Source organism: Stackebrandtia soli, from assembly GCF_965137155.1.
Lineage (GTDB): Bacteria > Actinomycetota > Actinomycetes > Mycobacteriales > Micromonosporaceae > Stackebrandtia > Stackebrandtia soli.
Genome location: NZ_CBCRZX010000058.1, coordinates 1 through 18,491, shown reverse-complemented (window position 1 = coordinate 18,491; position 18,491 = coordinate 1). Strand labels below are relative to the sequence as shown.

Annotated in this window: 20 protein-coding genes; 14 read left to right on the top strand and 6 right to left on the bottom strand. The window is 68.7% G+C overall.

Annotated elements, in window-relative coordinates:
* Positions 1 to 7: 7 nt before the first annotated feature.
* Together ACM9NP_RS21830 and ACM9NP_RS21825 are read left to right on the top strand one after the other, a co-directional pair.
* Positions 8 to 607, top strand: coding sequence for a cell wall protein (locus ACM9NP_RS21830; RefSeq protein ID WP_415648633.1), 600 nt, complete (start codon positions 8 to 10; stop codon positions 605 to 607).
* Between the two features lie 125 nt (positions 608 to 732).
* A complete protein-coding gene (locus tag ACM9NP_RS21825; protein WP_415648632.1) occupies positions 733 to 1,620 on the top strand; it encodes a MauE/DoxX family redox-associated membrane protein in 888 nt (295 codons plus the stop codon).
* A 165-nt stretch (positions 1,621 to 1,785) separates the two neighbouring features.
* On the opposite strand, the gene ACM9NP_RS21820 is transcribed toward ACM9NP_RS21825, so the two are convergent.
* Complete coding sequence (locus ACM9NP_RS21820) at positions 1,786 to 2,832, bottom strand: hypothetical protein (RefSeq protein WP_415648631.1); 1,047 nt, start codon at positions 2,830 to 2,832, stop codon at positions 1,786 to 1,788.
* The gene (locus ACM9NP_RS21815; RefSeq protein WP_415648630.1) at positions 2,829 to 2,966 is read right to left on the bottom strand and encodes a hypothetical protein; all 138 of its coding nucleotides are present in this window, start codon (positions 2,964 to 2,966) and stop codon (positions 2,829 to 2,831) included. The genes ACM9NP_RS21820 and ACM9NP_RS21815 overlap by 4 nt, the downstream gene beginning before the upstream one ends.
* Positions 2,967 to 3,040: 74 nt before the next feature.
* Here ACM9NP_RS21815 and ACM9NP_RS21810 point away from each other — a divergent pair, with 74 nt between their 5' ends.
* Together ACM9NP_RS21810 and yidD are read left to right on the top strand one after the other, a co-directional pair.
* Entirely contained in the window at positions 3,041 to 3,373 is a 333-nt protein-coding gene (locus tag ACM9NP_RS21810) for a hypothetical protein (RefSeq protein ID WP_415648629.1), read from the top strand.
* Between the two features lie 266 nt (positions 3,374 to 3,639).
* Positions 3,640 to 4,098 carry a membrane protein insertion efficiency factor YidD gene (yidD, locus tag ACM9NP_RS21805; RefSeq protein ID WP_415648628.1) on the top strand — a complete coding sequence of 153 codons (459 nt, stop codon included), beginning with the start codon at positions 3,640 to 3,642 and terminating at the stop codon, positions 4,096 to 4,098.
* Between the two features lie 7 nt (positions 4,099 to 4,105).
* Here the strand turns inward: yidD and ACM9NP_RS21800 are convergent, their stop codons facing one another.
* Together ACM9NP_RS21800 and soxR are read right to left on the bottom strand one after the other, a co-directional pair.
* Positions 4,106 to 4,990, bottom strand: a complete 885-nt coding sequence (locus tag ACM9NP_RS21800) for an HhH-GPD family protein (protein ID WP_415648627.1) — start codon at positions 4,988 to 4,990, stop codon at positions 4,106 to 4,108.
* Positions 4,991 to 5,025: 35 nt separating this feature from the next.
* Entirely contained in the window at positions 5,026 to 5,460 is a 435-nt protein-coding gene (gene soxR / locus ACM9NP_RS21795) for a redox-sensitive transcriptional activator SoxR (protein WP_415648626.1), read from the bottom strand.
* 62 nt (positions 5,461 to 5,522) lie between these two features.
* On the opposite strand from soxR, the gene ACM9NP_RS21790 reads away from it, so the two are divergent.
* Both ACM9NP_RS21790 and ACM9NP_RS21785 read left to right on the top strand, forming a co-directional pair.
* Positions 5,523 to 6,197 (top strand): 1-deoxy-D-xylulose-5-phosphate synthase N-terminal domain-containing protein, encoded by a 675-nt coding sequence (locus ACM9NP_RS21790; protein ID WP_415648625.1) that lies wholly within the window; start codon positions 5,523 to 5,525, stop codon positions 6,195 to 6,197.
* Positions 6,198 to 6,205: 8 nt separating this feature from the next.
* Complete coding sequence (locus tag ACM9NP_RS21785) at positions 6,206 to 7,123, top strand: transketolase family protein (protein ID WP_415648624.1); 918 nt, start codon at positions 6,206 to 6,208, stop codon at positions 7,121 to 7,123.
* Between the two features lie 250 nt (positions 7,124 to 7,373).
* On the opposite strand, the gene ACM9NP_RS21780 is transcribed toward ACM9NP_RS21785, so the two are convergent.
* Positions 7,374 to 8,783, bottom strand: a complete 1,410-nt coding sequence (locus ACM9NP_RS21780) for a CCA tRNA nucleotidyltransferase (RefSeq protein WP_415648623.1) — start codon at positions 8,781 to 8,783, stop codon at positions 7,374 to 7,376.
* 30 nt (positions 8,784 to 8,813) lie between these two features.
* Here ACM9NP_RS21780 and murJ point away from each other — a divergent pair, with 30 nt between their 5' ends.
* From murJ to trxA, 6 genes are all read left to right on the top strand, one after another.
* On the top strand, positions 8,814 to 10,451 hold the full coding sequence (murJ, locus tag ACM9NP_RS21775; protein ID WP_415648622.1) for a murein biosynthesis integral membrane protein MurJ: 1,638 nt from the start codon (positions 8,814 to 8,816) through the stop codon (positions 10,449 to 10,451).
* Between the two features lie 249 nt (positions 10,452 to 10,700).
* Positions 10,701 to 12,143, top strand: coding sequence for a protein kinase family protein (locus ACM9NP_RS21770; protein WP_415648621.1), 1,443 nt, complete (start codon positions 10,701 to 10,703; stop codon positions 12,141 to 12,143).
* Between the two features lie 37 nt (positions 12,144 to 12,180).
* Complete coding sequence (gene sigM / locus ACM9NP_RS21765; RefSeq protein ID WP_415648620.1) at positions 12,181 to 12,822, top strand: RNA polymerase sigma factor SigM; 642 nt, start codon at positions 12,181 to 12,183, stop codon at positions 12,820 to 12,822.
* Positions 12,819 to 13,490: a hypothetical protein gene (locus ACM9NP_RS21760; RefSeq protein WP_415648619.1), complete on the top strand. Its 672-nt coding sequence runs from the start codon at positions 12,819 to 12,821 to the stop codon at positions 13,488 to 13,490. The genes sigM and ACM9NP_RS21760 overlap by 4 nt, the downstream gene beginning before the upstream one ends.
* Positions 13,491 to 13,767: 277 nt before the next feature.
* The gene (gene trxB / locus ACM9NP_RS21755) at positions 13,768 to 14,697 is read left to right on the top strand and encodes a thioredoxin-disulfide reductase (RefSeq protein WP_415648618.1); all 930 of its coding nucleotides are present in this window, start codon (positions 13,768 to 13,770) and stop codon (positions 14,695 to 14,697) included.
* Positions 14,698 to 14,832: 135 nt separating this feature from the next.
* A complete protein-coding gene (trxA, locus tag ACM9NP_RS21750) occupies positions 14,833 to 15,177 on the top strand; it encodes a thioredoxin (protein ID WP_415648617.1) in 345 nt (114 codons plus the stop codon).
* A 217-nt stretch (positions 15,178 to 15,394) separates the two neighbouring features.
* On the opposite strand, the gene ACM9NP_RS21745 is transcribed toward trxA, so the two are convergent.
* A complete protein-coding gene (locus tag ACM9NP_RS21745) occupies positions 15,395 to 15,994 on the bottom strand; it encodes a GNAT family N-acetyltransferase (protein WP_415648616.1) in 600 nt (199 codons plus the stop codon).
* A gap of 139 nt (positions 15,995 to 16,133) precedes the next feature.
* Between ACM9NP_RS21745 and ACM9NP_RS21740 the strand changes: the two genes are divergently transcribed.
* Entirely contained in the window at positions 16,134 to 17,375 is a 1,242-nt protein-coding gene (locus ACM9NP_RS21740; RefSeq protein WP_415648615.1) for an aminotransferase-like domain-containing protein, read from the top strand.
* Positions 17,372 to 18,340: a D-alanine--D-alanine ligase family protein gene (locus tag ACM9NP_RS21735; protein WP_415648614.1), complete on the top strand. Its 969-nt coding sequence runs from the start codon at positions 17,372 to 17,374 to the stop codon at positions 18,338 to 18,340. Before ACM9NP_RS21740 ends, ACM9NP_RS21735 begins: the two co-directional genes overlap by 4 nt.
* The last annotated feature ends 151 nt before the right edge of the window (positions 18,341 to 18,491 follow it).

Sequence of the window (18,491 nt, the reverse complement as noted above, 5' to 3'; positions counted from 1 at the left end):
ACGCCAGATGTCCACATTCAACAGAAGAAGCCTGCTGGCGGGCGCCGTCCTCGGCGGCACCGGGATCGTCGGCGCCTCCGCGCTCGGCGGCTTCGGCGCCGAGGACGCGTTCGCCTCGCCCACACTGTCGATCGAGCCCGGGATGCGCGACCCCGAGTTCGCCGAGGGCCTCATCTCCTCCATCGACGGCGACGTCATCTCCGCTCGCGGATCCGACGGTCTCCTGTGGCGGGTCCGTGTCACGGACGCGACGTCCGTGTGGAAGCTGACGCCGACGACCTTCGACGCGGTCAAGGTCGGCGACGGCATGTACGCGCGCGGCCCGCAACTCGACGACGGCAGCCTCGCCGCCGACGCGGTGTGGGCGAACATCGTCAACCTGAAGGTTCACCTGGTCTCCATGCGATCCAACCGCCTCGAAATGGACCACAACGGAAGCCGCGTCATCGGCCACGTCATTCCCGGCACCACCGCGGCCGTCTACAACGGAACGCCCGCGATCGCCGACGTGTCGATGGTGAAGGTGGACACCCACGTGCAGATCCTGGGCGCCTGGATTCCCGGCACCAACGAGGTCGAGATCGCCACGATCTACTCCCACCGCTGACACCCGTGAGCGAACCGGTGTCGCCCGGCGCCGGTTCGCTCCCTGTACATCGGGCGCGCCAAGCACTACCCTTCCGAGGCAACGTGCCACCCCCTCGCCCAACCAACGACGGAAAGGCCCACCCCATGCTGGAATGGATCGCCGCGCTGCAGCCGGTCCTGCTCGGCGCCGTCCTGCTCTGGTCGGCGTGCGCGAAACTCTTCACGCGTCGAGGCAAGATCAAGGCCAACAGCCTCGCCTTGGCGAAACTCGTCGGCGAGGCGCGAGCCCCGCTCGCCTATCGGACCGTCGGCGCCGGTGAGGCGCTGCTCGGCGCACTGCTTCTGGCGCCTCCTGTGTGGATGCTCGAAGCCGTCGCCGCCGTGTCCGTCTCGCTCGGCTTCATCGGATACCTCGCGTACGCGCGCATCGCCGTTCCCGGGGCGTCCTGCGGATGCATGGGCGCGGCCAACACGCCGATCACCTGGCGGGCCTTCGCTCGAGCCGGGTGGATGCTCGTCGCCTCCGCGCTCGCGTTCACCGCGACGGCACCGTGGTGGACGCCGTTCACGACCGAACCGGTCGGCGCGATCGTCGTGGCCCTCGCGCAGGCCGCCGTCTTCGTGACGTTGTCCCCCGAGTTCGACGGCGCGTGGCTGGTCCCGTTGCGCCGCTTGAAGGTCCGTTTCACGAAGCCGCTCGGCGGCGGTGACGACGAGACGATCCCGCTCGACGCGACCGTCGAGACCCTGCAACGGTCCGAGCTGTACCCGCACGTCTTCGGCCTGATGCGGAGCGACGTCCGCGAGTACTGGGACGAGGGCGACGTCCGCATCATCTGCTACCACGCCCGGGTCGACGACCGCGACTGCACGGCCGTGTGGGCCGTCCCCCTGCACGGCGACAACCCCGAGACGATCCGGGTCGCATTCGTCGACGACGAGACCAACGAGACCGTGCTGCGCTTCGACGGACCACCGGACTCCGACGAGCCCCGCCCCGACTGGGCCCTACCGGCGACGACGAACGCCTGATCGTCGCCGCGTCACGATGGTCGAACCGGCGCACCGTGACTTCCGCCGACATCCCCGTTCGGGGAGCCGACGCTCCCCGAACGGGGAGACTCCACGACTTTCGCCATTGATCGTCGAACTGTCGTGAACCATTGACGCCCGGGTTGCGGCAGCGTCCGCAGACGGTCAGGCGTCGGACATCAGATCTCCGGCGCCGTCCCAGAGTTCCCTCAACGACCGCACCGAGTCGGATGTCCTGTCGAGACGGTCGACCGCCGTCCGCAGGAGCTGGGTCAGTTCCGCGACGATGCGCCACAGGCGTGCCCGAAGCGTGGAGATGGGGGTTCTCAGTCGCGCGATCAGATTCGGCATCGCGAAGGGGTTCGCGAGCTCCACGTACACGATCTCCTTGACCGTCTCCGCAGTCGACGCGACGTACTGCCCAATCACTCGCAGCATCGAGTCGAAGGTGCCCAAAGCGTCGTGCACCAGCGTCTCGAACACGTGCCAGGAGTACTCGCAGTACTCGACGAAGTCGGCGATCGCGGGCACCCACCGGCCCCGGATCAGGAAGTCGAAGTTCGTCGCGGCGGGACTGTTCCACGTGGAGGACACCGAATCGAGTCCATACTCGATGTTGCGTCCGATGACGTCGATGCCATTGGCGCCGGCGAGTCGCGCGTATCCGGACGCGATCGCGCTCAGCGCGTCCCAGTCTCCCGAGAGCGAATCGAGAATCGTCTCCGTGGGATCGATGTCGACGTACAACGTGGAGGACGCGTCGATGACGCCGAGAAGGTCCCTCGCCGCCTGGATCCTCGTCTCGAACTCGGTGGACGTCTCAGGTGAGTCCAGCGCGAGCTCACTCGGATCGGAGTAGTCGCCGGTGTGGCCAGCGTCGTCGGTCTCGGTGTAGTCGACCGGCAGTGCGTCGTAGGTGTACGACCTGAGGAGCCTTTCCGCTCCACGGGCGTCTTGCTCCCGGTAGTCGGTCGCGGCTCCCTGTAGGTTGATGCTGACCTGAAGCAGGTCACTCCCTCCAGCGTTCGCCAGGTCCCTGACGTTGTCGGCGCCCTCCTCGGTCGCGGCAGCGCAGAGCGCCAGGATCCCGGTCATCCCCTCCGTATCGCGGCAGTTCCGCACCGCGAACGCTCGGATGTCCGCGAACAGATTGGCGTTGCGCTGCAACTGGTCTGCGTAGGCGTCGAGTTCGTTGGGATTGACTTCGATCATCGGTGTTCGTTCCTTTCGCGGTTGTCGCGTTCGAGTTCCTCGATCGCGGCGGAGACGGCTTGGGCTCCGGTGAGCCCGCCGCGTTCGTAGAGTTCGGCGGCTCGGGATCCGATGTCGCGCAGCTCGGCGGCCATGCCGGGATCGGCGGCGAGCGCGCGGTCGATCGGCGCACCTTGATGCGGCCGGCGAAGACGTCGTCCCAGGTGAAGTGCCCTTTGTCGATGGCGGACTGGATGGTCCGCATGTCGGGCCCGAGCTCGCCGTTGCGGGCGTCGGCGGCGAAGTCGGAGACGGGTGGGAGCTTGCTGGAGCGCATTCTCGTCGTGAGGGTGCCTACTTCGCGGGTGAGCCGTTCGAGTTTCGTGCTGAACGCGTCGCGAAGTCGGCGGCGGTGGTCGTCGAGATCGGTGAGGGAATGTCGGGATTCCATGATCTCACCTTTTATGGAAGTGAATTCGAATACCGTCATATTATCGACGACAGTCGCATATGCAATGACGGAAAGTTGACAGTGGAACTCCGTGATGTCGACGTTATGTGAGCGGATCGGTTCACCACGTCTTCACTCGGTTCGTGCTACGAGTGCGTACTTTCGCTGGTGGTAGCGGGTCTTCGTACTTTCGCCGCGCTAGGTCGACGGCATTCCCGTGTGTTCAATCCTCAGGTTTGTGAAGGCGAGAAATGCGCGTTCTCGTTCGTGAACACTATTGTTGGAACCGGATTGACGAACGCCACAAGAAGCCATTAATGATCATTAAGTGGCTCGATTCATGATCACCATGGCGCCGCCGCACTACACTGCTCGCCATGGACATTGACTGCCCTGATTGCTCAGGGTGCGACGCCAACTGCGACATCCCGTGCAAGAAGCGCATCCAGCGCACCTGTGACAACGTCGGCTGCACGACGTGCGGGGAGAACGGCAAACTCGGCAGATTCTTCCTGTCGATGCTCGCCACGAGCGTCATCCCGGCGCACGACTCGACGAACAGGCGTGAGCGTCGGCGACGCGCGGCCGGTCGCGTCTCCGCCTGGTTCGGTGTCGCGGCGATCCGGGGTTACCAGCGATACATCTCGCCTCGCCTGGCCACGCGGTGCCGGTACGTTCCGACGTGCAGCACCTACGGCATCCACGCCATCCGGCACTATGGACTGATTCGCGGGAGTCGGCTCGCCGCCGGACGTATCCTTCGCTGCACCCCGGCCGTTGGCCGTGGGACCGCCGACCCGATCACGTCACCGGTGGTCGTGTCGCCGCACGCCTGACGCCGTGTCAGTCGCCGTCCGCCCCCGCGAGAACGAACAGGTCCCCGTCGAGCGCGTCGACGAGACCGTCCGTGATCAGCCCGGCGAGCGCCTCCGCCCGGCGGGCGTCCTCATGCCACACGCCGTCGATGGCGACCCGTGGGACCGGGGTGTCGTTGGCGCGCAACAGGGCCATGATCTGACCTCGGACGTAGCGGGTCGTTCCGTGGTACCGCTGGGTTTTGCGGCTCGGCCGATCCGGCAGTTCCGCGCCGGTCGCGTGGAATTTGCATCGCGGTTTGAGCGGGCATTCGCCACAGTCGACCTTGCGGGCCGCGCACAGTGTCGCGCCGAGTTCCATCAATCCGATGGAGACGATGGCGGCGGTGGCCGCGTCGGTCGGCAGCAGCGCCTCGGTCGCGGTGAGGTCCCGGCGGGTCGTGGCCATTCCGGCGTCGGGTTCGCCCCCGGCGTAGCGGGCGACGACGCGGCGCACGTTCGTGTCGACGACGGGATGCCTTTTCCCGTAGGCGAACACGGCGACCGCGCTGGCGGTGTAGGTGCCGATGCCCGGCAGCGCGAGCAGTTCGTCGAGGTCCGAGGGCACCTCGCCGTCGTGGCGATCGACGACCGCCTGGGCGCACTCGTGTAGGCGCAAGGCGCGACGCGGGTAGCCGAGGCGGTCCCACGCGCGCAGGACGTCGGCGGTGTTGGCGGCGGCGAAGTCCGTCGGTGTCGGCCAGCGCTCCATCCACTGAGTCCAGAGGGGCGCGACGCGTCCGACCGGCGTCTGCTGTGACATGACCTCGCTGACGAGTACGCCCCAGGCGGTGGTGCCCGGGTCGCGCCAGGGCAGTTCTCGCTGGTTCGCCGCGTACCAACTCGTGATCGTCGTGTGCAGCCAGTCGTTCATCAACGCCGATGATGCCAGGCGTGCGGTGGGCACGGTCACGGCAGCAGGCGGGCGCCGGGCCCGTCGGCTCCCAGCCGGTCCTCCTCGTTGTAAAGCGCGCACTTGTCGAAGGACAGGCACCCGCAGCCGATGCAGTCCGCGAGGTCGTCGCGGAGCGCCTGGAGCAGGGCGATGCGGTGGTCGATCCGGTCCAGCCATCGTCGCGACAGCGTCGTCCAGTCGTGTGGGCTCGGCGCGCGTCCGGGAGGCAGGGTCGCGAGGGCCGCGGTGATCTCGGTGAGGCTGAGCCCGACCGTCTGCGCGGAGCGGATGAACGCGACGCGGCGCAGCTGGTCGCGGGCGAAGCGACGCTGGTTTCCGCTCGTGCGAACGGATGCGATGAGTCCTCGGCGTTCCCAGAACCGGAGGGCGGACGCCGTGACACCGGCCCGGGCGGCGAACTCCGAGATGGTCAATGTCGGTCTGGCCACGTGTCCATCCTCACAGCGCGTCGCGTTGACTTGAACAATGGTTTAACTTGTTGAATCTTCGCATGACCGCATTGACAACCGGACTCGCGGAAGCCCGCCGTCTGGCGCAGCGCACCGTCGTCGATCCCAGGTACCCGATCAGCACCTACACATTGGACGTCCTGTGGGTGCTGTACGACCGGGTGCTCTCCGTCTCGCCGGAGCGCGTCGACGACCCCGAACGGGACCGCTTCCTCCTGTCTAAGGGCCACCTTCCCGGGGCGTACTACGCGCTCCTCGCCGCCCGCGGGTTCATCCCGTCCGAATGGCTCGACTCCGTGGCCGCCACCGATTCCCCGCTCGGAGCGCACCCCGACCGGACCCGCGTGCCCGGCGTCGAGATCTCCTCCGGCTCGCTCGGTCACGGGCTGCCGATCGGTGTCGGCATGGCGCTCGGCCTGCGCGCCCAGGGCCTCACCGTCCCCCGCGTGTACGTCCTGATCGGCGACGGCGAGCTCGACGAGGGCTCCAACCACGAGGCGATGGAGTACGCCGGGGCGACGGGCCTTGACTCGCTCACGGTCGTGGTGTCCGACAACGGTTCGGCGACTCACGGTCGGCCGGGCGGGATCGCGTCGCGGTTCACCGCCGCCGGTTGGTCCGCCGTCACGGCCCCCGCCTCCGACCACGTCCGGTTGGAGGCCGCTTTCACCGATCGCCCCGGAGACCGTCCGCACGTCGTCGTCGCCACGAGCTAGGAGCCGTCATGTCTAATTCCACTATGGAAGCATCAGTGTCCATGCGCGAGGTGTTCATCGCCGAGACCGCCCGGCTGTTGTGGGACGACCCCCGCTCGGCGCTCGTGCTCGCCGCCATCTCCGCCGGTGAGGGCCGGTTCGCCGACGCGGCGCGCGATCATCCCGACCGCGTCGTCAACGTCGGGATACGGGAACAGCTGATGGTGGGCGTCGCGGGAGGTCTGGCGCTGACCGGTCTCCGGCCGATCGTGCACACCTACGCGCCGTTCCTGGTCGAGCGCGCCTTCGAACAGGTCAAACTGGACCTGGGCCATCAGGGCGTCGGCGCGGTCCTCGTCAGCGTCGGGGCGTCGTACGACTGGTCCGAAGGCGGTTTCACCCACTTCAGTCCGCGCGACGTGGCGCTGTTCGACACGATCGAGGGCTGGCGCGTCCACGTTCCCGGACACGCGGCCGAGGTCGCGGGACCCTTGACCCGCGCCGTCGCCGCCGACGACTCCGTCTACATCAGACTATCGGACCGGACGAACCGCGAGGCGCGGCCCGTATCGGACCGACTGACCGTGCTGCGCCGTGGGAGCGCGGGCCTCGTCATCGCCGTCGGCCCCACCCTCGACCCGGTGCTCGCCGCGACGGAGGGCCTCGACGTCACCGTCGCCTACGCCACGACGGTGCGTCCCTTCGACACCGAGACGCTGCGGGAACTCGGGCACGACGCCGTCGCCATCGTCGAGCCGTACCTGGCCGGCACGTCCAGTCACGTCATCGGCGACGCGCTCGCCGATCGTCCACATCGGCTGCTGTCGCTCGGTGTCGGGGTGGACGACCTGCACCGCTTCGGCACCCCCGAGGATCACGACCGTTGGCACGGGCTCACCCCCGACGCGATCCGCGCCCGCCTCGACGTCTTCCTCGGAACCGACTGACCGGAGCCCCTGGGCCTCGCTCGCGTCGCAGTCGATGACGCGCGTCGATCGGCTCGCCGAGCGGTGGGTGGCGTTGGGGCGGCTGCCGTCTCCGGGAAGAGGCGCGGTCGACCACGCCGCACCACCGAGCAGAAGCTCGCTTGGATGGCCGACCCCCGTGGCGCGAAACGTGCACCATCGCGCACGACGTCGGCCGTCCACAATGTCGAACACTCGCGGCGGCCGGTCCGAGGTCTCCCGGGTCAAGCCGTCAGGCGGAGGTCACGCCGTTGTCCTTCGCCCAGGCGCGCAACTCCCGCTCCGCCTCCTCGGGGTCCATCGGCCCGCGCTCGAGGCGCAGTTCCTTCAGGTGCTTCCACGCGCGGCCGACCTCCGGTCCCGGATCGAGCTCGAGAATCCGCATGATGTCGTTGCCGTCCAGGTCGGGCCGGACCTGGGCGAGGTCCTCCTCCTCCGCGATCCGTTCGATGCGCTTCTCGAGGGCGTCGTAGTCCGATGACAAACGAGCCGCCTTGCGCATGTTCCGAGTCGTGCAGTCGGAACGGACGAGTTTGTGCAGCCGAGACAGGACGTCGCCGGCGTCGGCGACGTACCGGCGGACCGCCGAGTCCGTCCACTCTCCACGGCCGTAGCCGTAGAACCGCAGGTGCAGGGCGATCAGGTGGGAGACGGTCGCGATGTCGTCCTTCGGGAAGCGCATCGTCCGCATCCGCGAACGCGCCAGGCGCGCCCCGACGACCTCGTGGTGGTGGAACGTGACGCGACCGTCCGGCCCGGTCCCCTTCGTGTCCGGCTTCCCGATGTCGTGCAGGAGCGCCGCGATCCGCAGCAGGACGTCCGGGCCGTCCTCCTCCAGCGCCATCGCGTTGCGCACCACCGTCAACGTGTGCTCGTATACGTCCTTGTGCTGCGCGTGTTCGTCGATCGACATCCGCAGCCGGGGCAGCTCCGGCAGGAACTCGCCCGCCAGACACGTGTCGACGGCCAGCCGCAACCCGCGCACCGGGTCGGCCGACCCCATCAACTTGACGAACTCGTCGCGGACCCGCTCGGAACTGATCCGCGCCAGGTCCTGCGACATCGACTCCATCGCGGCCCGCACCGAGTCGTCCACGTCGAACCCCAGCTGCGCCGCGAAACGCGCCGCCCGCATCATCCGCAGCGGGTCGTCGGCGAACGAGTCGCGGGCCGCCTGAGGCGTCGCGATCCGGCCCGCGACGAGGTCGTCGAGCCCGCCGAACGGGTCGGTGAACTCGTGACTCGGCAGCGAGACCGCCATCGCGTTGATCGTGAAGTCGCGGCGGCGCAGGTCCTCGACGAGGTTGTCGCCGAAGGCGACCTTCGGATTGCGGGAGACGCGGTCGTACTGGTCGGCCCGATACGTCGTCACCTCGACGCGTTCACCGCGGAACATCGCCCCGATCGTGCCGAAGTCCCGCCCCGTCGTCCACAACGCCGACGAATGCTCGTCTAGCAGGCGTTGCGTCTGATCCGGCAGCGCGCTCGTCGTGAAGTCCAAGTCGTGCGTCTCGCGTCGCAGGATCGCGTCGCGGACGGGTCCACCGACGAGATGGAGCTCATGCCCGGCGCCGGCGAAGATCTCGCCCAGAGCGTCGGCCACCGGGGGGACGGCGATTTGGTTTCCGATACGGTCTGACATCGATCGCAAAGCTTATCGGAAGGGCTCAGCGTGACCGAGACTCAAGCGTCCCCCAAGAGCCTGGCTCGACACGGCGCCGTGATGGCCGCCGGATCGATCGTCTCCCGCATCACCGGCTTCGGAAGAAACGTCGTGCTCGGCGCCGCGCTCGGCGCGTCGGTGCTCGGCAACTCGTACACGACGGCACAGTACTTCCCGCAAATGCTGTACGAGATGGTCCTCGGCGGGATCCTGACGAGCGTCGTCGTACCGCTGATCGTTCGCGCGCGCAAGACCGACGCCGACGGGGGCACGGCGTTCACCCACCGCCTGCTCACCCTCTCGATCCTGCTGCTCGGCGCGGCGACGGCGTGCGTCGTGGCGGCCGCGCCCTGGCTCGCCCAGCTGATGACCGACGAGAACCGCGGCCTCGTCACCTCCCTGTCCTACTTCATGCTCCCCGCGGTCTTCTTCTATGGACTGTCGGCGTTGATGCAGGCGGTCCTCAACACCCGCGACCACTTCGCGGCCCCCATGTGGGCGCCGATCCTCAACAACCTCGTGATCATCGTCGTCGGTGTCGTCTTCTTCGCGATGTACACGTCGAACGCCGAGACCGCCTCGGCCGTCACCGGCGGGGCCGTCACGACGGACATGATTCTCGTGCTCGGCCTCGGAACGCTCGCCGGCATCGTCACCCAGTCCATGTCGCTCCTGCCCGTCATGCGCAAGGTCGGCTTCAAGTGGCGCTGGCGCTTCGACTTCCGGGGTCTGCCGCTGCGGGAGATCGGCAAGCTCGGCAGCTGGATCCTGTTCTACGTCGCGCTGAACCAGGTCGCGATGGTCGTCATCATCAAGGTCGCCAATCAGGCGTTCGACAATCGGACGCCGGGCGTGGTCACGGCCGGCCCGATCATCTACAACAACGCCTACCTCATCATGATGATGGCGCACGGCATCATCGCCGTCTCCATCATCACGGCGCTCATGCCGCGCCTGTCGGCCGCCGCCACGGAGGGTCGGTACGGCGACGTGGCCGCGAACCTCTCGTCGGGCCTGCGGTTGTCGACGCTCGGCCTCGCGCCGGTCACCGTCGCCTACGTCGTGCTGGGGACGCCGCTGGCGATCGTCCTGTTCAACTGGGCGAACTTCAACCTGGACCAGGCCGAGGCGACGGGGCCCGTCATCGCCGTCGCCGGTCTCGTGCTGATCCCGTTCGCGATCAGCCAGCTCCAGACCTTCGCCTTCTACGCCATGACGGACGGCAAGACCGTCGCGCTCATCAACATTCCCGTTGTCGCTGTTCGGATCGGGGCGAGCTTCGCGGCCCTCGCGTGGCTCCCGTCCGAGCACGTCGTGGCGGGCCTGATGGCCGCCAACGGTTTGTCCTATGTGGTGACAGTGGCGTTGTCGACGATCTTCCTGCGCCGCAAGATCGGCCGCCTCGGAATGGGCGAGGTCTCCCTGACGTGGTTGCGTCAGGGAATCGCCGCCGCCATCGCCGGAGTCGCCGCCTGGTTCGTGCTCGATCTGCTGCCGCCGATCTCCGGCGACAAGATCGTCCTGCTCGGGGAACTCGCGGGCGTCGGCATCCTCCTGATCCTCGTCTACCTTCTCGCCGCGTTCGCCTTGCGAATTCCCGAAACCACGGAAATGGCGCGGATGGTCAAGTCGAAACTCGGCCGCTGACAACGAAAACCCAGCGAACGGCCGCATAACGCCGACGAAACGGGCGCCACCACCCCGAGGTGACGCCCGTTTTCGTTCCCCTCGCGAGTTTTCGCCTCGGGGAGGAGTGGTCGGGACGCCCGCTGTCCGACTAGTCTGAATCCGACGGTTCCTCACCGGCCGACGACGCGCGAGTGCCACGCGCGAAGCCGGAGACGAGAACCCACTGGGCGCGGTGTTTCGATGACAGGCGAATGGACGGAGGACGACGTGGCTGGGGTGGTTACTCCCACCGTTGGTGACCTACTGGCGGATCGGTACAGCCTCGCCGCTCATATCGACGACGATTCCTCGGGACGCCAGGTGTGGCGCGGCATGGACGTGCTGCTCAACCGACCCGTGACCGTCGTCCTGCGGACGCCGGGCGGCGCCGCCGCCGAGGAGATGCTCACCGCCGCAGTGGCGGCGAGCCACGTCAACCATCCGAACGTCGTCGGCGTGTACGACGCCGTCGATCAAGGCGACTGCGCCTACATCGTTCGCGAATGGGTCGAGGGCCAATCGCTCCGGGACGCCGTCACGGCGACCAGGCTGTCCTGCGACGACGCCGTCAGCATCCTGCAATGCGTCGCCGACGCCGTCGCCGCCGTTCACGCGACGGGCGTCGCCCACGGCAACGTACACCCGGGAACGATCCTGCTGTCCGACGACGACCGCGTCGTCCTCACCGACCCGCGCGCCGACGCCCGCGCCACCGTCCCCGGAGACGTTCGCGCCATCGGCGCCTCGCTCTACTGCGCGCTGACGGGCACCTGGCCGCGCACCGTCGACGGCCCGGCCTCCCTGCCGGACGCGCCCCAGGACCAGGACGGCCACCCCGTCGCCCCCGACCTCCTGCGCGAAGACGTTCCCCCGCGCCTCAACACGCTCGTCATGGACCTGATCGCGCCGAACGCACAGGTGCCCCCCGCCGCCGAACTCGCCGCCGAACTGTCCGAAGTCCTCGCGGAGGAGGACGGCACGGGCGCGCTCGCGCTCGTCACCCCGCCGTCCGACTCCCCCGCACCGAAACCGCTCTCCCCTCGGGTCGCGGGGCGGCGCCTCGCGCTCGGGGCGGCGGCGCTCGTCGGTCTCGCCGTCGTCGGCCTGCTCGCGGCCCTGATCCTCATCCCGCCGTCGTCGACCCCGACCTCGGACGACGAATCCTCCGGTCCGACGGGCAACGACGCCAACGGCGGCGACAACCCCATGGAACCGGTGATGTTGGACCTGTCGGGGGACCGCGTCACGGTCTTCGACCCCGACAGCGGTGACAACTCCGCCAAGGAGGCCCTCGGCAACCTCGTCGACGGCGACACCGGCACCGCCTGGAAGACGAGCGTCTACTACTCGGCGAACTGGGGCAACCTCAAGGAGGGCATGGGTCTGATCATCGACCTGGGCGAGGAACAACAGCTCGTCACCGTCCACGTCAAGCTCGCCGACCCCGGCGCCGACATCGGCCTGTACTCGGCGACCGCCGACGGCGGCGTGCCGAACGAGGCCGACGCGATCGCGGACCCGCTCTCCGACGCGCCGACCGACGTCACGTTCACGATCAGCACGGATGTTGACAAGGTCCGCTACCTGCTCGTATGGTGCCCGGACCCGCCACAGTTGTCCGACGGCAACTTCCAGTGGAAGGTCAACGAAGTCGAGGTCTTCATCCGATGAGCGGTTCCAGCGGTTGGTGTTCGAACGAGCCCGCGCGATGCGCGATCTGACGGAGCTCGACGACCGCGACCTGCTGCGACGGCATGCCACCGGCGGGGACAAGGACGCGTTCGGGGAACTGTTCCGCCGCCACCGGGGGCGCCTGTGGGCCGTCGCGGTCCGAACGCTCACCGATCCCGAGGAGGCGGCCGACGCCCTTCAGGACGCGATGATCAAGGCGTATCGGGGCGCGGCGACGTTCCGCGGCGACTCGGCCGTGACGACGTGGCTGCATCGCATCGTCGTCAACGCCTGCCTGGACCGGATTCGCCGGGCGGCCGCCCGGCCCTCCGTGCCGATGGACGAGGGCCACCCCGAACCGGTCGCCGTCGGGGCGGACCCGGCGGTCTCGGCCGACGTCGTGGCGGTCCGAACCGCGCTGGCGACGCTGCCCTTCGACCAGAGGGCCGTCATCGTCTACATCGACATGCTCGGCTACCCGGTCGCCGACGTCGCGGCGATCCTCGACATTCCGCGCGGCACCGTCAAGTCCCGCGCGTCGCGGGCCCGCGCCCAACTGGCCGGACTTCTCGCCGAGGACGGGAACCGTGCCCCGGCCGCGCGCGTCTCACCTGTTGACGGCACCCGAACGCGTGCCGTCGACGGTGGGCGACGCGATCGAAAGGGGGACGACTCATGACGGGGCAACCGTCGCCGCTTCCGGAGGAGGCCGTGACGCGCGCGCTGCGCGGCTTGTCGGAGCACTATCCGACCGTGCCGGACACGGTCACGGATCGACTCGATCGGGCCTTGGCCGAGCTTCCCGACCTGTCTCCGCCGCCCGTCGCCGCACCCGAACCGGCCCCGCGTCCGCCATGGTGGCGGCGTCACGTGCTGGCGTTGTCCTCGGCCGTCGCGGCGATCGCGCTGTTCGCCGTCGGGGTGAACATGTTGAACGCGCCGGGCGGCAGCGATCCGCTGACCGCCACGGACGGCGCGGAGGAGGACTTCGCGGAGAGCTCGGAGGACGAGTCCGGCTACACCGTCACCCACTCCGGCCGTGACTACGGAGTCGACGGGCTCGACGAGGTCACGACCCGGCAGGACTCGGGTCTCACGACGCAGGACGACGAACGCGCCGCCCCGCTGTCGACGGACCCCGAACAGCTCGACTCCTGCGTCGGCATGATCGAGGACACCTACGACGGCGCGGTCTCGACCGTCGACTTCGGTTCCTACAACGGCGAACCCGCGATGGTCGTCGTGCTCGACGCCGCCGACGGCACCGTGTACGCGATCGCGGTCGGGGTCGACTGTGGCGTCACCGGCACCGACCTGATCGCCGACGACGAGGTTCCGGCCGGTTGACGGATGTTTCACGTGAAACGTCCGTTCTGGAGGATCTCCCCGCGGGGTAGTCGTCGCGCCGGGATCGTTCGTCGGCGCCGCCCCGACCCGGCGATTCGGACGGGCGAACCACGCGCCTCCGTCGAAGGCGTTCGACTCGCCGCCGGAGGCGTGACCGCCCCCGGTCCGGGAAAGCCCGCTCACACCCCCGTGGCGTGAGCCGCGTCTCGGAATGCCGCGTCCGTACGATGTCGTTGACGCTGACGAACGCCTGCTACGCACATCGAGGAGCAATCAGGTGAGCCAGATCCGTAACGTGATCATCATCGGTTCCGGTCCGGCCGGTTACACCGCCGCGCTGTACACCGCGCGCGCTGATTTGAAACCGCTGGTCATCGAGGGAGCCGAATCCGGTGGCGCCCTGATGACGACGACCGATGTCGAGAACTTCCCCGGATTCTCCGACGGGATCATGGGCCCCGACCTCATGGACAACATGCGCAAGCAGGCCGAACGCTTCGGCGCGGAGCTGCTCACCGACGACGCGAGCCGCGTCGACCTCACCGGCGACGTCAAGTCCGTCTGGGTCGGCGAGACCGAGTACCGGGCGCACACCGTCATCCTGGCGACCGGTTCGGCCTGGCGACCGCTCGGCGTCCCCGGTGAACAGGAACTCCTCGGACACGGCGTCTCGTCGTGCGCCACCTGCGACGGCTTCTTCTTCAAGGGGCAGAACATCGTCGTGATCGGGGGCGGCGACTCCGCGATGGAGGAGGCCACCTTCCTGACGAAGTTCGCCGACTCCGTCACGATCCTGCACCGCCGTGACGAATTCCGCGCCAGCAAGATCATGGCCGAGCGGGCCCTGTCGAACCCGAAGATCACCGTCGAGTGGAACACCGTCGTCGACAAGGTCGTCGGAGACCAGAAGGTGACGGGCGTCGACGTCCGGGACACGATCACCGGCGAGAGCCGTCGACTCGACGTCACGGGTGTCTTCGTCGCGATCGGCCACGACCCCCGCAGCCAACTGTTCGCCGACCAGGTCGACACCGACGACGACGGCTACGTCCTCGTCGACGCGCCGAGCTCCCGCACCAGCCTCCCCGGAGTCTTCGCGGCCGGCGACCTCGTCGACCACACGTACCAGCAGGCCATCACGGCGGCCGGCACCGGCTGTGCCGCGGCGCTCGACGCCGAGCGATACGTCGCCGCCATCGAGAGCTAGCCGCCGTTCCGGGCGACCGGAGGCCCCCACCACGACCGAACACAGGGGACTTCCGGATTCGCCCTCGCACCGACAACACCCCGCCGCCGACCCTCGCGGCGACTCAAACCGTTCACACGATCACAAGGAATCACAATGGGAGCCACCAAGGCAGTGACCGACGCGACGTTCTCGTCGGAGGTCCTGGGCGCCGACCGCCCCGTTCTCGTCGACTTCTGGGCCGAATGGTGCAGTCCGTGCCGCAAGGTCGCGCCGGTCCTCGACGAGCTCGCGACCGAGCTCGTCGGACAGGTCCAGATCGTCAAGGTCGACACCGACGCGAACCCGCAGATCACCCGCGACTACCAGGTCATGAGCGTTCCCACGCTCATGCTGTTCAAGAACGGCGAGCCGATCGGCAGCCTCATCGGCGCCAAGCCGAAGAGCGACATCCGCAAGCTCATCGAATCCGCCGATCTCGAACCGTACGGCGCGAAGTAGGCCCGACCGAACACAACGACGAACGCCGCCGCCCGCCTCGGGTCGGCGGCGTTCGTCGTGCACCGCCGGGATACGAGCGGGTTCCAAGGGGTGGACGGGTCGCGCGTCAACGCCTCGGGCGTGTGGTGCACGGTGCGACGCCGGTGACGCGGTGACGCGGTGAGGCGGCGCCCGCCGCTCTCATTGATGCCGAAGCGCGGTCCCACACGCTCCTACGTCAGAACGAACCCGCGCCGACCGGCGAGATCGACGCCAACCAACGCTCGATCGTGATGTCGATGGCGCCCGCGGCCTCATGCCACCCGCCGACGGCCGACAGGTCGAGCCGCAGGCGTGGATAGTGCGGGTCGGCCGCGACGGTCGTGAACCCGACGGCTTGGAAGAAGTCGGTGGGCGCGACGCACGCGTGCGCCTCGTTCCGATTGTCGCCGAACGTCTCCAACGCCCGGATGCCCCGTCTGGAGAGATCGGTCGCCGCCGCCTGGACGAGCAACCGTCCGATGCCCAGCCCGGTGAAGGCCGGGGCGACGTGCGCCGTCATCAACAACGCCGCGTCCGCCGACGCCGGACCGGACGGAAACTGGTTCGCGCGGGGCACCAGATACGACGGCGCGTACGTCACGAAACCCGCCGCGATGTTGTCCACGTAAGCGATCTGGCCACACCCACCCCATTGCAGCAAAGTGGACGATACCCACGCCTCCTTGTCCAGGGACGGATCCTGATCCGCCAACGCGGCACCGCATTCCGGTGACAACTCCCAGAACACGCACCCTCGACAGCGCTTCGGCAAGTCCCGCAGCGAGTTCAGAGTCATGGTCCCCATTGATCGCGACACGCGATCAATGCTAGCTTCCGGTGATGGGGCGGTGACCTTTTTTCTCGCTTTACCTGTGCCAGACAGCGGGTACGCTGGCGGAACCCTTTTTTGGCCAGCGCCACCGCGGGAGGTCTTCGTGTCTGGTACCACACTTGACGACTACACCGACCGCTACGCGGCACGCATCGGCGGGATGGCCCAATCCGAGATCCGCGCACTCTTCGCGGTCGCCAGTCGCCCCGAAATCGTCTCGCTCGCGGGCGGGAACCCGTATACTGCCGCGCTGCCGCTGCCCGAGCTCGCCGACATGTTCGCCCGCCTGATCCGTGACCAGGGGACGGAGGCGCTCCTGTACTGCCCCGGCCAGGGCAGTACCCGGCTGCGCGAGCAGATCTGCGAGGTCATGGCGGACTCCGGCATCGACTCGACGTCCGGGGCGTCACCCGACGACGTCGTCGTCACCGTCGGCGCCCAACAGGGGCTCGACCTGCTCGCCCGCGTCTTCTGCGACCCGGGCGACATCGTGCTCGCGGAGGGCCCCACCTACGTGGGCGCCCTCGGTGTCTTCTCGGCCGCTCAGGCGACGGTCGTGCACGTCGAGATGGACGCGGACGGCCTGATCCCGGAGGCGCTGGAGGCCGCGATCGTCGCGTCGCCCCGCCCGCCCAAGCTGCTGTACACCGTCCCGACGTACCAGAACCCGACCGGCGTCACGCTGTCCGCGCCGCGTCGCGCCGAGGTCCTCGACATCTGCGCCCGACACGGCGTCCTCGTCATCGAGGACGATCCGTACGGGATGCTCGGTTTCGAGGGCGATCCGCCGCGTCCGCTCCGCGCCGACACCGGCGACGGGGTGTTCTACCTCGGCACGTTCTCGAAGATCTTCGCGGCCGGCCTGCGGGTCGGTTGGGTGTTGGCCCCTCCGGCCGTGCGCGACAAGCTCGTCATGGCCTCCGAAGCCCAGATCCTCTGCCCGAGCGCGCTCACCCAGGCGGCCGTCACCGAGTACCTCGCGACGATGCCGTGGCGCCAGCAGGTCAAGGCCTTCCAGGTGCTGTACCGGGAGCGCCGGGACGCTCTCCTGGAGTCGCTCGCGGACTACATGCCTCAGGACATGACCTGGACGCGTCCGGGCGGCGGCCTGTTCGTGTGGGCGGACCTGCCGCCGGGAATCCACTCGAAGAAGATGCTCCCGGCCGCGTTGACGCAGCGCGTCGCGTACGTGCCGGGCACCGGTTTCTACGCGAACGGCGACGGCGGCGGTCAGATGCGCCTGAACTTCTCGTTCCCGTCCGCCGACCGCATCCGGGAGGGCGTGCGTCGGCTCGCCGGGGTCGTCACGACCACGGCGGAACTGCGGGATACCTTCGCCCGATGAACGCTTCCCTGACGGATGCCCGCGTCGTCGTGCTCGCCGGCGGCCTGTCGTACGAGCGCGAGGTGTCGCTGCGGTCCGGTCGCCGGGTCGCGGACGCGTTGACCCGGGTCGGCGTCCAGGCGGAACTGCGGGACGTCGACACGACCCTGCTGGCCGGTCTCACCGTCGACCCGCCGGACGCGGTCGTCTTCGGCCTGCACGGTCCCGTCGGCGAGGACGGCGCGCTGCGGGCCGTCCTGGACCTGATCGGCGTGCCCTACGTGGGTCCGACGGCCGCCGCCGCCAGTCGAGCGTGGGACAAGCCCGCCGCGAAGGCGCTCCTCCGGCAGGAGGGCGTCCCGACGCCCGACTGGATCGCCCTGCCCCGTTCGACCTTCTCCGACCTCGGCGCCGGGCCGCTGCTGGAGCGGATCGCGGACCGGCTCGGCATGCCCCTGGTCGTCAAGCCCGCCTCCGGTGGTTCGGGGCTCGGGGTGCACGTGACGACGGACGCCTCCCAACTGCCATCGGCGATGATCGGTTGTTTCGCGTACGGCGACGTCGCGTTGATCGAGCGGTACGCGCCGGGCCGGGACATCGCGGTGGGCGTGCTCGACACCGGGGACGGCCCCCGGGCATTGCCCGCGGTCGAGATCGTCCCGGCGGGGGACGAGTACGACTACGCGGCGCGGTACAACGCGGGCGCGTCGACGTGGCATGTTCCCGCGCGCCTGGACGCGGACGTGACGATGCGGCTGGCCGAGGCGGCGCTGGACGTGTTCCGGGCCCTCGACATGCGCGACCTGTCCCGAGTGGACTTCCGGGTGGCGGAGGACGGGACGCTGGCGGTCCTGGAGGCGAACGTCGTACCGGGGATGACGGAGACCTCGCTCATCCCGATGGCCGCCGAGGCCGCGGGGCTCGACGTCGGCGACGTCCTGGCGGACCTGGTCCGCATCGCGATCGCCCGCCACCGATCGTCTTGAGTTCCGTTCCCGTGTAACGATCCGCGGACGGTCCTATTGCGTCCGTTCGGTACCCTCACACCTTTGTGCAGTTACGCATTGGAGTGTTTGAATGACTTTTCCGCCTCCGGGTCCGGATGAGCGATTCCCGACCCCCTCACCCGATCTGACC